This is a genomic window from Enterococcus sp. PLH-Efm8, from assembly GCF_053011625.1.
Genome location: NZ_CP172568.1, coordinates 224380 through 238705, shown reverse-complemented (window position 1 = coordinate 238705; position 14326 = coordinate 224380). Strand labels below are relative to the sequence as shown.

The following is a 14326-nucleotide window of genomic DNA, read 5'->3' as shown; positions in this document are numbered from 1 at the left end:
GTGGAAAAAAGCAAATCAAATATTTTCATCTGAAAACAATGGTTTTTCCTAAAGTTTTTCATAAAAAGTTCACAGTCTCAAAGTAGACTAAAGTCAACAAATAAGAGTATACTAACAGTAGATAAATGAATGTAATTGGAGGAGGAACACATGGATAGAAAAAATGTGACACCAAAGATGAAAAAAAATAAAAATAATAGCCTCTGGCGTAAGTTAGGTCTAGGGCTTGTTGGAGGGATCGTTGGAGGATTACTGACAGCTGGTATTTTTTATGCAGCGATGGGCACTGGCAACAATAGTTCTACTACAAGTGGCAATCAAAATTCTGCTGGTGAAACAGTTGTGGAAAACGTCAAAGTCAATGTAGATTCTGATATCACCAAAGCAGTAGATAAAGTTCAAGACGCTGTCGTTTCTGTTATCAACTTGCAAAGTCAAAACCAATCAAGCGGTTTTGGCGGACTATTCGGGCAGCAAGAAGAAAGTAGCAGCTCAGATGATAGTAATTTGGAAGCTTATAGTGAAGGAAGCGGCGTGATCTACAAAAAAGACGGGAATACTGCTTATGTAGTCACAAACAACCACGTAGTAGATGGCCAGCAAGGTCTTGAAGTCTTGATGAAAGACGGTACGAAGGTAAAAGCTGAATTAGTTGGAACAGATGCTTATTCAGATTTAGCGGTGTTGAAGATCAATTCAGACAAAGTCGAAACAGTTGCCTCTTTTGGTGACTCAAGTGCTCTGAAGGTTGGTGAGCCTGCGATTGCGATTGGTTCCCCATTAGGATCTGAATATGCGAATTCTGTCACTTCAGGAATCATTTCTTCCTTGAACCGACAAGTAACAAGTACAAATGAATCGAACGAAACAGTCAATATCAATGCGATCCAAACAGATGCAGCAATCAACCCTGGAAATTCTGGTGGTCCTTTAGTGAATATCGAAGGACAAGTTATCGGTATCAACTCAAGTAAGATCGCAAGTACTTCTGAATCTACTTCTAATGTAAGCGTAGAAGGAATGGGATTTGCTATTCCAAGTAACGATGTAGTGAATATCATCAATCAACTGGAAAAAGACGGAAAAGTGACACGTCCAGCTCTAGGTATCACAATGGTCGACTTATCTGCCGTTTCTACTCAGCAACAAGAACAAATCTTGAAGATTCCTTCATCTGTAACTAACGGTGTCATCGTGACAAATGTCCAAACAGCTACACCGGCTGAAAAAGCTGGATTGAAAAAATACGACGTCATTACTAAGATCGATGACAAAGAAGTTTCTTCTGGTGTAGAACTTCAATCTGCTTTGTATAAGAAAAAAGTGGGAGATTCTGTCAAAATCACTTACTATGAAGGCTCGAAAGAAAAAACAACTACTGTTGAATTGACGATCGATCAATCGGCATTAAAACAAAATCAAAATAGTGAAAATTAATAAAAAAGAGGTTAGGTTGTGGCAAAGACTTGTCACAACCTAACCTCTTTTTTATAAACTATATTTTTCTTGCCAACTCCTCGGTCACAAGTCACAAGATCCAACAAACATGAGAAGCTGTTTTTTGAAATTGCTCCTTGTGACTCAGAGTGAAACGGCAGACTCACAACCTCTTTATTTTGGAAATGCTTCTCCGACTACGGCATCCTCAGGCAATACTAAGATTCCTTTTTTTGCTGGAGCATTTGGCAAATGCAATTCACGAGCGGAACAGATCATTCCATAGCTATCTACCCCTCGCAAAGTTCCTGGCCAGATCATCATTCCATCTGGCATCATAGCTCCTGGTTTTGCAACGACAACTTTTTGTCCAGCTTCGATATTGGGTGCACCGCAAACGATTTGCAATACTGTACCATTGTCTACTTCTGTCTCAGTAATCGATAAATGGTCAGAATCAGGATGTGGGACGCATGTTTTTACGTACCCGACAACGATCTTCGGTTCATGATCAGCTTCAAGCTGTTCTTCGAATCCTGCTTCTTTGATCAATCGATTCAATTTCGCTAATTCCTCATCTGTTAAGCTTACTTGGCCGTTCCCTTCGATTGTTAGATGATCGGAGATATGGAAAAAGTTCCAAGCAACAACTTGACCTTGTTCATCTTTGATCCGAGCAACATTCCATTTGCGTTCAACAGTGTTTTCTGTTCCTTTATCGTCGGCTATAATAACCATCAAGGTGTCTCCGACGTGTGCTTTGTTATAAGCAAAAATCATGTTCTTTCCTCCATTATCCTTTGCTGAGATTTATCTTAACAAAAAATTGCATTCACTGCATGAGATTTTTTTCATGCTTTATTTCCGAAGAAGCCTCTTCTGGAACACCATTTATTCGTAACAAGGGACTGTGACAAGACTTTTGTCACAGTCCCTTTACTGTTTTAGTTAATTGATTAAAAAGGTCGTACAAGTTCCACTTGCTTAATTACTTGGCTGTTCTTCTTCGTCAGAAACGATCAAGACATCACAAGGTGAATGACGTATCACGTAGCTGGCTACACTTCCTGTCATAAAGCGTTCGACTGCATTTAGACCTGACTGCCCAACCATGATTAGATCGATCTCATATTTTTTTGGCAATTTGACTGCCATGGATTCACGAACAGAACCATATGCAATAATTCCTTCTATATTTGTGTAATCAACAGATTTCCCATATTCTTTACATTCTTCGATCATTTCCTTGGCTGTTTCAGTTTGCTGATCGACTAGATTTTGATCAATAGGTGCATAGCCCATAAAGTTATAAAATTGCTGATCGATTACGTTTGCTACATATACTTTCCCATTATTACGGCGAGCCACTTCCACCGCTTTTTTGAAAGCAGCAAGTGCTTGTTCACTACCGTCGATACCTACTAAAATGTTCTTATATTCTTGATTCATCTTGACCCCTCCTAACAGATGTCAGCCTTTTGTCACACTTTCTAGGAACGATTCGATTTCCTGTTTTGTTTTACGATCTTTATTCACTAGACGACCTAATTCTTTTCCGTCTTGGATCACGACAAAACTTGGGATACCAAAAATGTTCCATTCAGCGGCTACATCTATGTACTTGTCACGGTCTACTTCAATAAATTGCCAATCAGAAAAGTCATTTTCAATTTCAGGCATTTGCGGTTTGATAAAACGGCAGTCTCCGCACCAGCCGGCAGTAAAGAAAAATACACTCTTTCCAGTTTCTACGTAGCCTGCTAATTCTTCTAAACTATTTGGGATAATCATTCTTTGTCCTCTACTTTCTGTTTATGTATTTTTCAATTAAATTATACACCTTTCTTTCGAACTAACAAACATTGATCCTCTTTTTATAAAAAAAATCTGGCAAAAGCAATCTTTTGCCAGATTTTATAGTTTCACTATCGCATTATTTTCCGTATACGATCGTATTCACTGTTGATTTATCCAAACCTTTCAGTGTTTGTATCAACATTTCTCGTGCAGCTTCAAAATCGCGAATACTGAACATCGTTTGATGCGTATGGATATAACGTCCCACTACGCCAATCACTGTACTTGGGATTCCTTCGTTTTGTGTATGAGCAGCACCTGCATCTGTACCGCCTTTTGAAACAAAGTATTGATAAGGGATATTGTTTGTTTCAGCGATATCCAGCAAGTACTCGCGCAAACGAGGAAGCATGATCAAACCTGGATCTTGGATACGCATCAATGTACCTTCTCCTAAATGTCCGAATGTGCCATTTTTCGTCACTGTATCATCTGCTGCAGAGCAGTCTACTGCAAAGAACAGATCTGGCTTGAATTTATTGACAGAAGCTTTAGAACCACGCAAGCCTACTTCTTCCTGGACATTCGCGCCTGCGATCAATGTATGCCCTAATGTTTCATTTTGCAACGCTTCTAAAGCTTCTAATACCATTGTACAGCCATAGCGGTTGTCCCATGATTTGCTGATGATATTCTTTCCGTTGGCTGTTTTGATCGTTTCAGCGTAAGGAACGATTGTGTCTCCTGGAAGGACACCGTAACTCATTGCCTCTTCTCTTGATTCAAACCCAGCATCGAACAAAATATCGGTTACTTCTACTGATTTTTGTCCGCTTGTTCCTCGCAATAAATGCGGGGGAACGGAAGAAGAAATACATGGATAATTCTTACCAGTAGAGGTTTTAAGTGTAAAACGCTGTGCAGAAACAACGTAAGGATTCCAGCCGCCTAGAGGTACGACTTTAAAAAGCCCGTTTTCTTGGATTTGTGTCAGCATGAATCCGACTTCATCCATATGTGCTGCGACCATTACACGGGGTGCATCCGCTTCTTCATGATGGCGCAGACCAAAAATGCCGCCCAAACCATCTAACTGTAACTCATCTACCAGCGGTTCCATATGACTTTCCATATAAGCGCGAACATCTTGTTCAAAACCGCTTGTTCCTTGTAATTCTGTTAACTCTTTGATTCGTTGAAATGTTTTTTCTTCCATATGCTATTCGTCTAAATTTCAGACTAAACTCCTCTCAGACTTATATTGATCTGCGGATAAAATATGATTTTTTCTGCAGACCGATCGTATTTATTATAGCTTATTTTTTCTGGTAGCGGTTATTTATTTCAAAGAAAATATGAGAGTGTGGTAAAATAAGCACAAGGAGTAACAAGTGAGAAGAAGGAGGTATGTCCACATGTATGAAGAAAGCGAACTAAGCTATTTTAAAGGCGGGTTAGCAGTTGGAATCGGTCTAGGATTATTGAGCGGGGTAGCTTCAACGATTTGGTATCATCGCAAAAAAGTATTGTCAGCAGACCAAGTACTTGAAAATATCAAGTCATCTTTTCTAAAAGAAGGTGCAATCGAAGGTTCTTGGATCTCTTTTGAAAAGGAACCTATTAGGAAATTCGCCGTTCGGTCGAGTGCTTATCGGGGAGGTCTTTCTCGAATAGAAGATGGCGAAACTGTTTATTATGAATTTTTAGCAGATGCTCATACAGGAACCGTATTAGAAATTTCAAGAAAAAAAGGTGCAACAGATTAATACGTCAAAAAAGTGAGAGAACGAATACGCACCCACTATTCAAAAGAGAGGTATCCTATACTTCTTTTATAGTGGGTAATTTTTATAAAAATAGGGCTATTTCCTCTTGGAATAGCTAGTATTATAGTTATTATATGACCCGTGGTGCTAGTTAATTTTTTCCTAGAGGAAAATGTCTAAACATGTTGGTAAATCAACAAAAAAACGCATATAGTAGTCTCAAAACTCCCAAGAAATGAGGACTACATATGCGTTCATCAAAATATACTGAACATTATACAGATACTTTTATAACATTCAAGGAAATTATGAGAACTGTTTCTAACATATACCACAATTGTGTACCAGATAAGATTAAAAACCGAAGAAATACTGATCAACTGAAGCAACGCGATACAGTGATTATTGCTTGTGTTATATGGGGCATAATTAATGGCTATACTAGCCAAAGAGCCACGTATAGAGCGGTTTGTTCCGTCTTATTTCCTAATGGTGACTTTCCTAGTAGGAGTCGATTCACTCGCTTAAGTTCAAACTTAGCTTACACTATCAAGATTATTCGATACTTTTTCATCAAGAAGCTCACCAAAGGTGAACTAGTCGGAATTATAGATAGTTTTCCTAGTCCATTATGTAAACCAGTTAGAAATAGACAAGCAAAACTATTGAATCAAATAGCCAAAGTTGGCTATAACTCAACAAAAAAATCTTATTTTTATGGTCTTAAAATTCATATGATCGTTACTAAGACTGGCTTTCCGATTACTTACTCAATCACGAATCCAGGTGTCCATGACGTGAAAGTGTTAGAGACTTTATCGGAAGAAGCGAATCTTCCCAATATCCTAGGGGACAAAGGATATATTAGCCATAAAATCCATGAAAAGCTTGCCCTTAAGGGCATTACTATATCCGTTCCGCCACGTAAAAACATGGATAAATCAGAAAAACTAGACCACAGCTTACTTGGAAAACAAAGAAAAACAGTTGAGACTGTTTTTTCTTCCTTAGAAAAATTAGGTTGTCAAAATTTCAACTCACGTTCTGTTAAAGGGCTAGAGAGTAGATTTGAAAGCATATTACTGGCTTACAGTGTTCTATTAAGTCGAGCACAACGACGTTTTGAAGGAACTTTGAGATATTCTTTAGGATATTAAAATTAACTAGCACCACGGGTTTATTATATGGTATTCTTGAAATAAGATTAGTTTTATTATATAAGGAGAGTGACAAATGGAATCACGTGAAAAAATTGCCGTGCTCATTCCTTGTTATAACGAAGAGGCGACAATTTCAACTGTTATTGAAGATTTTAAAAGGGAATTACCAGAAGCAGATATTTATGTCTATGATAATAATTCGACCGATCGAACATACGAATTGGCCGTTCAAGGTGGGGCAATCGTAAAGAAAGAACCACGTCAAGGAAAAGGAAATGTAATCCGTCAAATGTTTTTTGATATTGATGCCGATTATTATTTGATGGTAGATGGTGATGATACTTATCCTGCAGAAGCTGCACATGGTTTGCTTGAGAAATTACGTTCTGGCGAAGCAGATATGGTCATTGGCGATCGTCTATCAAATGGAACCTATTTTGATGAAAATAAGCGTCCTTTCCATGATTTTGGGAATAATCTGGTTAAAAATACAATTACTTACTTATATAAAACAAAAATTCGCGATGTCATGACCGGCTATCGAGGATTCAATCGAATTTTTGTCAAAAGCTTCCCTATTATGAGTTCTGGTTTTCAAATCGAAACAGAATTGACGATTCATGCTTTAGATAAAAAATTCAAGTTCGTTGAGATTCCAATCGATTATCGCGATCGTCCTGAAGGTAGCGAATCAAAATTGAATACATTCTCTGACGGATTCAAAGTGATCATGATGATCATCAAAATGTGCAAAGATTATAAACCTTTGCTTTTCTTTGGGATCTGGACCATCTTCTTCTTTTTATTTGGATTGGTCATGGGGATTCCTGTGATTCGTGAATATATGCTGACAAGCTTTATTACACGCATCCCTTCTGCGATTTTAAGTACTGGATTGATGACTTTAGCCCTTCTTTCATTAGTAACAGGGTTGATTTTGGATACGGTCGTCACAAATGCCAAGAAAGAATATGAATTGAATTTATACCATGTCTACCACGAATATCAAAATAAAGAAATGAAGTAGGAGGCCTTTTTTATGCATAAGAAAAAGGAGAATCTATTTCCTACTTTTTTTGCAACTTTATTTGCGTCAGGTTTTGCTTTTTTTACTTCTTATGGTCTAGGAACTTTGAATCCAACAGTAATCATTGGTTTAGCCATGGTTTTGCTACTTGCTTTTAAGCAATATGGAATAGAGTTGTTTTCAATAAAAAACAAAGTTGCAGCTATTGCCCGATTGTTTTTTTCTGCAGCTTTTGCTCTTACACTTTCTATTGGCAGACAGATACAATTTCAGTATGTCTCAGCAAACTATACAAAGACAACGATTGCTGATGGAAGTATTTTTTACTTTCTTGTTTATTTCTCCATTTTTGTGTATTCTTTTTTATTTTTACAATCGATTTATTTATCAATGCCAAAACTGGAAACATTTTTTACTGCTCAAAACACACAGGCTTTCTCTTCAAGAAAATATTTTTTATTCTTTACTGTCTTTTTAGTTCTGTGTTGGCTTCCTTATCTGTTGGCATTGTATCCTGGAGTGGTTTTGCCTGATTCGTTAAGTTCGGTCGCCCAATCTATGGGTGATGTTCCTATAAGCAATCATCATCCAGTCTTATTCACCTTACTGGTCAAGCTATTTGTTCATGATTTACCAACTGATACGATCAATCACGGTGTATTTTTATTTTCGATTTTTCAAACATTGATAACAGCTTCAGCGATAAGTTATTCTCTTTGCTGGCTGTTAAAAAGAAACATCCATTTTTTTCCGGTACTCATTAGTTTATGCTATTTTGCATTTGCACCGGTTTTTCCAATCTACGCCTTGAACATGCAAAAAGATACTTTGTTCTCTATCGCTTGCTTTTTATTTTCCTTAGCGGTTTTTGACTTTATTTTTCAACGAGAAAAGCCAACGATTCTCAATCAGATTTACGTAATCATCCTTGCTTTACTGACCACCTATCTAAGAAATAATGGGATTTATGTAGTAACCGGCACAGGTTTGATTTGCGGCTTGATTATTTTGAAACAAAAAAGGTATCAAGCATTCTTTCAAGTGGTGCTGGGTTATACAGTGATTGCTGGACTACTCATCCACCCGTTGATGGCTCGTTATGCTATTCCTACAGAAACTGCTGAACAATTAGGTGTTCCTTTGCAGCAAATTTCTAGAACTATTGTTATGGATGGTGACTTGTCTAAGAAAGATAAAGCATTCATGAATCAGCTACTCCCGATAAAAGATTATGAAGCGTATTCTCCTAGTCTTGCAGACTCAATCAAGTGGCATAAAAATTTTAACAATGAGTTTTTGAATACACATAAAAAAGAATTTCTATCACTATGGGCAAGAAATTTACCAAGTAATATAAAAATCTATACAGATGCTTATATTTTAGAAACGTTCGGGTTCTGGGTACCTGGTACAAAAAATAGTTACGGCTTTTTAGATACTCGTGTAAACACGAATAATTATGGGATGAAGCAAGTAGATTTGATTGAACATCTTACTGGATTGTCAGGAATGAAAAAAATCATCGATGCTCGTGATTTCTTTGGTTCCGGCACATTACTGTGGTTAGCTATCGGCAGTGCACTTTTAGCAATCTTTAAGAAAAAATATCGGTATTTACTCCTTTTTCTTCCCGGTATGCTTGTTTTTGCTACTATTATGATTGCTACTCCTGTGGCTTTTAGTTTACGGTATGTGTTTGTTTTAGCATTAGGTCTACCTGTTTATATCCTCTCTCCTTTTTTACTAGATAAAAGAGAAAAAATGAAAACAGATATAGGAGATACTCATGAAACTATTTAAAAAGATATTTTTTGCTTTTGTTCTCTTGATCGCTAGCTATTGCGTACTACTGACAATTACTTTTTTCATTCCGCAGCACTCTATTGAATCGAATGCAGAAAAATCTCTACAGATGGTTGAAAAAGAAGGAATGTATCCTTCTATCAATCAAGGAAATATGCTAGGCACTCGGTTAGATAATTTTACTGATCATTTGATGATACGAAAAACAAAAGCAGATCCTGAATTGAACTCCTTGGAGAACGCGATGTCTATGGCGGATTATCCCCGTTATTGGCATGGTTATCAGCTTTTTTTACGACCTTTACTGCTAGGGATGAGTTTGGGGAGTATTCGAATGATTTACGCAGCCATTCTTTTTCTGCTGATTGGATTGACGAGCTACTTTTTAACCAAGTGTAGCGACATCTATTTAACGACAGCCTTGTTGATTTCGCTTGCTATAGGAAATGCTGCAACCTTTTTCTTCAGTATGCAATTTTCAAATATTTGGATTTTGACTTTATTGTCTGTATTACTATTTTTAACAAAACCACAACTCTCCAACACCAACCAACAATTATTCTTGTATTTCTTTGTCATTGGTTCTTTAGCTAACTTTTTTGACTTGTTGACAACACCGGTCATCTCTTGGGGGATACCTGTGATCATTATTTATTATGTAACAAATAAGTATTTAATGGATAAACGCAGTTCATTGAGCAAACAAGTAGGCAGTTTTGTTTTTACCGGTATCTTTTGGGGATTAGGCTATGGTTTGACATGGGTGGCTAAATGGATCCTATCATCGATCATATTGAACAAAAACATTGTAAAAGATGCAATCAACCAAATCCTCTTTCGAACGGAAGGAAACGACAAATACCCGTTGCATCGATTAGAGATGCTGAAAAGCAATATTAGATTGATGTATCCAAAAGTAGCAATATTATTGCTATTGATTACTTGTCTTGTTTTTCTCTATTTTGCTTATCGTAAACGAAATAGCTGGCGTCCGTTCCAACTTCTAGTTTTGTTTGTTTTAGCTGCTGTAACGCCGTATATTTGGTACAATATTTTAGCTAATCACTCACAGATTCATTATTGGTTTACGTATCGTACGCAAATCATCACAAGTTTTGCTATACTTAGTGCTTTCGCCTTTTTGATCCCTCCTGAGAAATCAAAAGACGAACTAAATTACTTTTAAGAATACCGATGTACTAATTCATTTTTAAACATAAAAACTCCAGCTGTCAGAGATAGCCGGAGTTTTTTAGTATTTTTATTTCGCCAAACGATAGATGGCATCTGCATAGATTGCTGTTGCTCTGAACAAGTCATCAAGACTCATAAATTCGTTTGCTTGATGCATTGTATCAGTATATCCTGGGAACATCGCTCCATAAGCAACGCCACGTTTCAACAAACGTCCGTAAGTTCCGCCACCGATGATTTGTTCGTAGCCTTTTTCTCCAGTGTGGTCTTCATAGACTTGCAATAATGTAGCCACCAATGGATCATCCATTGGTACGTAATGTGGTTCCATTACGCGAGCACCTCGAGTAACTGTTGCGCCTTCTTGCCCCACTGTTTGTTCGATGTCACTTTGCAATCCGTCTACTGTTACACCTTTTGGAAAACGGAAATTCATATTGATGAAGTTCGCTTCCTCTGTACCATTTTCTTCAAAAGCAAATAGTCCAGCATTCATTGTCAATTTGCCCATTTTTTCATCTTCATAAGCGACTCCTAGTTTTTCTCCATAAAAATCTTCATGGACATAAGCAGCTGCTACATGGATAAATTGTTTAGCAGATCCTAGGAATTCATAGTTATCTAAGAACAATGCCAAGAAAGAACCTGCATTGATACCAGATTGTGGGCTTGCACCATGTGCGCCTTTACCAACTAATTCGATTTTTACATACGTATTGTCCGCTTCAATCGTTCCGCTTACTGGATTTGCTTCGATGAATTGGTAAAATGCTTCTTCCATCGCGATAGCTGCATCTGCACTTGGTACTTGAAGTGCTGCAGTTGCTGTTCCTGGCACCATATTTTCGCGAAGTCCGGAAACAAAAGATTTCAAGACATAATCTCCTGCATTGTCGCCTTTGAAGCGTAAAGCTAAAGAAACATTTCCTTTTTCACCATTGATGATTGGGAATTCAGCATCTGGTGAGAAACCAAAATCTGGTTCTTCTTCATGTTCGAAATAATAAGCCATATCGCCCCAGCCGCTTTCTTCATCGCTGCCGACTACGAAGCGAACTTTTTTTGATAGTTTCAAGTCAAGTTCTTTAATGATCTTCATCGCATAGTAAGCTGCCATACTTGGACCTTTGTCATCGCTTGATCCGCGTGCAAAGATCTTTCCATCCTTGATTACTGGTTCATAAGGATCTGTGTCCCAGCCATCTCCTGCAGGAACGACATCCATGTGTCCAAATATCCCTAGCGTTTCGTCTCCTTCGCCAAGATCAATATGCCCTGCATAGTTATCGACATTTTTTACTTTAAATCCATCACGTTCGCCATAAGCTAACATATGTTTCAATGCGTCGCGAGGTCCAGGTCCAAATGGTGCATCTGGTGTTACTTTTGAATCATCGCGCTCGCTGTTGACACGTAAAAGATTTTTCAAGTCTTCAAGCAAGTCTTCTTTACGTGCTTCTACTTCTTTTTGCCAATCAATTGTCATAAAGTTAATCCTCCACTTATTTAAGTCTTCGTGTTCATGATACCACAAATTACAGAAAAAAATAGTTCAAAAAATCTGACAATTCCTTTTCTTATCTGTTTTTCTCTAAAAAAAATATACGCTATAATGAGTAAAAGGAGGTTTTTCGATGCTGATAAACGAACAACTAGTGAAAAGAGTCATCACACCTCGTCCAAAGATTTCACATAAAGGAACATTTGGACGTATCGTTTTGATTGGCGGCAATGAACAATATGGCGGAGCAATCATTATGAGTGCTTTAGCTGCCGTACACAGTGGAGCGGGTCTCACGACTGTAGTAACTGATGAAAAAAATCGGAGTGCTCTTCACAGTCATCTGCCAGAAGCAATGATTGTAGATTGGACGGATACTGACCAGTTTCTTTCCGTAATAAAGCAAGCAGATGTACTCTTGATTGGTCCCGGATTGGGTACTTCTTCTAAGAGTTTGGAACGTTTCAAACAAGTACTAGAAAAACAATCAAAAGAACAATGGCTGGTGATTGATGGCTCTGCTTTAAGTTTACTTGTTGCTAATCATCTTTTGCTACCCTATCCCGAACAAACTGTACTTACACCTCATCAAATGGAGTGGCAACGGTTGAGTTCTCTACCGATACAAGAACAACGGGATAAAGAAAACAAAAAGAAGCAACAGGAAATCGGTGCTGTGCTCGTTTTGAAAAGTCATGAGACAAAAATTTATGGTCACCAGCACTTCTACACCAATCCTTTAGGTTCTGCTGCTATGGCAACAGGCGGCATGGGTGACACTTTAGCTGGGATGATCACAGGATTTTTAGCCCAGTTTCCTCAAAATGACCAAACGATTGCAGCAGCTGTTTATCTTCATAGTTTCATTGGAGACCAGCTGGCAAAAGAACAATATATTGTTTTGCCGACACAAATCAGCGAAGCACTTCCGAAGTGGATGAATTATTTTTGTAAAAAATCAATGGAAAACGAGGCATGAGTCATGGAGAAATTTACAGGTTATGTGCGAGAACCTTTTTATTATGAAACAGATCAAATGGGGATTATTCATCACAGCAATTATATCCGCTGGTTTGAAGAGGCTCGGGTAGCCTTATTGGTACATCTAGGGTTTCCCTATAAAAAAATCGAAGAATCTGGGATCATCATCCCCGTTCTGGAAGTAAATTGCAGCTATAAAGAAATGATCCATTACGGAGAAAAAGTGAGCATCCACCCAACTATCCAAAAGTATACGGGAACACGGTTGGATTTTAGCTACGAAATTGTGGGAACTGAAGACAAAAAATTAAAAACTACTGGCAGTAGTAAACACTGTTTTTTACTTTCTGATTCGCAACGATTAGTGAAGCTGAGCAAAGTCAATCCGGAGTTAGAACAGTTATTCCAAGCGTACGCTTCTTTGGATGATGTAAATTCTTAATAAAGACCGTCTAAGCATTTTTCTTGTATTGTGTCGAGTAGTTCGTATAATGAAAAGAAAAAAGCAGGTGATCCCCATGTATGTCGTTAAAGTAATGCACGGTTACATCGATAAAACTGGCTGTCGCACTCGGGAAAAAAACTTAGACAATCTGCTCATTTTCAAAGACAAAAAAGAATCCGAAGCTTTTGCTAAAAGAATCGGCGGTCGTGTCAAACCGATCCAAGAGGTACGACCAGATTGATTCAATATTTTTCTTTTCGAGGCTCTAATAGGCATGCCTATCAGGGCTTTTTTTGCAGACTGTGTTTTTATGCCCACACGATTTGTAAGCGATTTATGTTATAATAGATTATATCTGCATAGAAAGGAAGGTTAAATGGTTATCAATAATTTGCAACAGCAAGCTTATGAATCTATACGTAAACAAATCATTTATTCCGAGTTAGCACCTGGAAGTAAAATCTCCGATAAAGTGTTAGAAGAACAACTAGCTATCGGGCGTACACCGATTCGAGAAGCACTGATCCAACTGCGCAATCAAGAGCTTGTAAAAACCATTCCACAGTCCGGCACTTATGTTTCAAAAATCGATATCCGATCTGCTTCATTAGCCCGTTATACGCGGGAAAAGTTGGAAAAACCGATCCTGCAAGAATGCAGTGCGAAAATGACCAAGCAAGATCAAGCTAAACTAGAAAAAATACTAGAACAAACCGATCAGGCAGTGATCGCTCAAAATAAAAAAGCTTTTTTTGATTTGGATACTGATTTTCACCGAACTTGTTATGAAATTGCTGGAAAACGAGAAATTTGGGATTGGCTAGAAAGTTATAGTACGCACTTGAACCGTTTCAGATGGTTACGTTTGACGATTTCAGAATTAGACTGGGGTCGAGTATTAGATGAACATCAGACAATGCTTCAATCAATGATTGATCATAACTTTGATGAAGTCGGATTTCTTTGCACGATGCATTTACATATGATTATCGAGGAGCAAGAATACGTGATTCATAATTACCCCGATTATTTTGAAGATATTCAGGACAGACCCATCAAATAAGAGGTTTTGGAATCAGCGTTTTGACCTGAGTATTAGAGAAATAAACGGCAAAATAGTTCCTCATATTTTGCCGTTTTTTTTGAGCTAATACCGAGGGTCAGCTGATTGCACACCGTTTATTGAGAGGTTGTGAAAAAGCTGCCCTGCATCAA

15 protein-coding genes are annotated in these 14326 nt (G+C 37.8%); 10 read left to right on the top strand and 5 right to left on the bottom strand.

Annotated elements, in window-relative coordinates:
- Positions 1–150: 150 nt before the first annotated feature.
- Positions 151–1437, top strand: coding sequence for a S1C family serine protease (locus tag ACIFUW_RS01190; protein ID WP_002299298.1), 1287 nt, complete (start codon positions 151–153; stop codon positions 1435–1437).
- Positions 1438–1611: 174 nt separating this feature from the next.
- On the opposite strand, the gene ytpR is transcribed toward ACIFUW_RS01190, so the two are convergent.
- The 4 genes from ytpR to pepA all read right to left on the bottom strand — a co-directional run bounded on the left by ytpR (position 1612) and on the right by pepA (position 4450).
- A complete protein-coding gene (gene ytpR / locus ACIFUW_RS01185) occupies positions 1612–2217 on the bottom strand; it encodes a YtpR family tRNA-binding protein (RefSeq protein WP_002294153.1) in 606 nt (201 codons plus the stop codon).
- A 204-nt stretch (positions 2218–2421) separates the two neighbouring features.
- Positions 2422–2886, bottom strand: a complete 465-nt coding sequence (locus tag ACIFUW_RS01180) for a universal stress protein (RefSeq protein WP_002287838.1) — start codon at positions 2884–2886, stop codon at positions 2422–2424.
- Between the two features lie 21 nt (positions 2887–2907).
- Complete coding sequence (locus ACIFUW_RS01175; RefSeq protein WP_002287837.1) at positions 2908–3228, bottom strand: thioredoxin family protein; 321 nt, start codon at positions 3226–3228, stop codon at positions 2908–2910.
- A gap of 142 nt (positions 3229–3370) precedes the next feature.
- The gene (gene pepA / locus ACIFUW_RS01170; RefSeq protein WP_002294156.1) at positions 3371–4450 is read right to left on the bottom strand and encodes a glutamyl aminopeptidase; all 1080 of its coding nucleotides are present in this window, start codon (positions 4448–4450) and stop codon (positions 3371–3373) included.
- 199 nt (positions 4451–4649) lie between these two features.
- Between pepA and ACIFUW_RS01165 the strand changes: the two genes are divergently transcribed.
- From ACIFUW_RS01165 to ACIFUW_RS01145, 5 genes are all read left to right on the top strand, one after another.
- Positions 4650–5000, top strand: a complete 351-nt coding sequence (locus ACIFUW_RS01165) for a PepSY domain-containing protein (RefSeq protein ID WP_002289862.1) — start codon at positions 4650–4652, stop codon at positions 4998–5000.
- A 248-nt stretch (positions 5001–5248) separates the two neighbouring features.
- Positions 5249–6157, top strand: coding sequence for an IS982-like element ISEfm1 family transposase (locus ACIFUW_RS01160; protein ID WP_002295743.1), 909 nt, complete (start codon positions 5249–5251; stop codon positions 6155–6157).
- A 76-nt stretch (positions 6158–6233) separates the two neighbouring features.
- On the top strand, positions 6234–7187 hold the full coding sequence (locus tag ACIFUW_RS01155) for a glycosyltransferase family 2 protein (RefSeq protein WP_002299300.1): 954 nt from the start codon (positions 6234–6236) through the stop codon (positions 7185–7187).
- Between the two features lie 12 nt (positions 7188–7199).
- Positions 7200–8987 (top strand): DUF6020 family protein, encoded by a 1788-nt coding sequence (locus ACIFUW_RS01150; RefSeq protein ID WP_002299301.1) that lies wholly within the window; start codon positions 7200–7202, stop codon positions 8985–8987.
- A complete protein-coding gene (locus ACIFUW_RS01145) occupies positions 8974–10176 on the top strand; it encodes a hypothetical protein (RefSeq protein WP_002299302.1) in 1203 nt (400 codons plus the stop codon). The genes ACIFUW_RS01150 and ACIFUW_RS01145 overlap by 14 nt, the downstream gene beginning before the upstream one ends.
- A 75-nt stretch (positions 10177–10251) precedes the next feature.
- Here ACIFUW_RS01145 and pepV read toward each other — a convergent pair whose 3' ends face one another.
- On the bottom strand, positions 10252–11670 hold the full coding sequence (gene pepV / locus ACIFUW_RS01140) for a dipeptidase PepV (protein WP_002294157.1): 1419 nt from the start codon (positions 11668–11670) through the stop codon (positions 10252–10254).
- 148 nt (positions 11671–11818) lie between these two features.
- On the opposite strand from pepV, the gene ACIFUW_RS01135 reads away from it, so the two are divergent.
- The 4 genes from ACIFUW_RS01135 to ACIFUW_RS01120 all read left to right on the top strand — a co-directional run bounded on the left by ACIFUW_RS01135 (position 11819) and on the right by ACIFUW_RS01120 (position 14174).
- Entirely contained in the window at positions 11819–12664 is an 846-nt protein-coding gene (locus ACIFUW_RS01135) for an NAD(P)H-hydrate dehydratase (protein WP_002301666.1), read from the top strand.
- 3 nt (positions 12665–12667) lie between these two features.
- Positions 12668–13108, top strand: coding sequence for an acyl-CoA thioesterase (locus ACIFUW_RS01130; RefSeq protein WP_002301667.1), 441 nt, complete (start codon positions 12668–12670; stop codon positions 13106–13108).
- Positions 13109–13157: 49 nt separating this feature from the next.
- The gene (locus ACIFUW_RS01125) at positions 13158–13352 is read left to right on the top strand and encodes a hypothetical protein (protein ID WP_002315615.1); all 195 of its coding nucleotides are present in this window, start codon (positions 13158–13160) and stop codon (positions 13350–13352) included.
- Positions 13353–13487: 135 nt separating this feature from the next.
- On the top strand, positions 13488–14174 hold the full coding sequence (locus ACIFUW_RS01120; protein WP_002289316.1) for a GntR family transcriptional regulator: 687 nt from the start codon (positions 13488–13490) through the stop codon (positions 14172–14174).
- Positions 14175–14326: the final 152 nt, after the last annotated feature.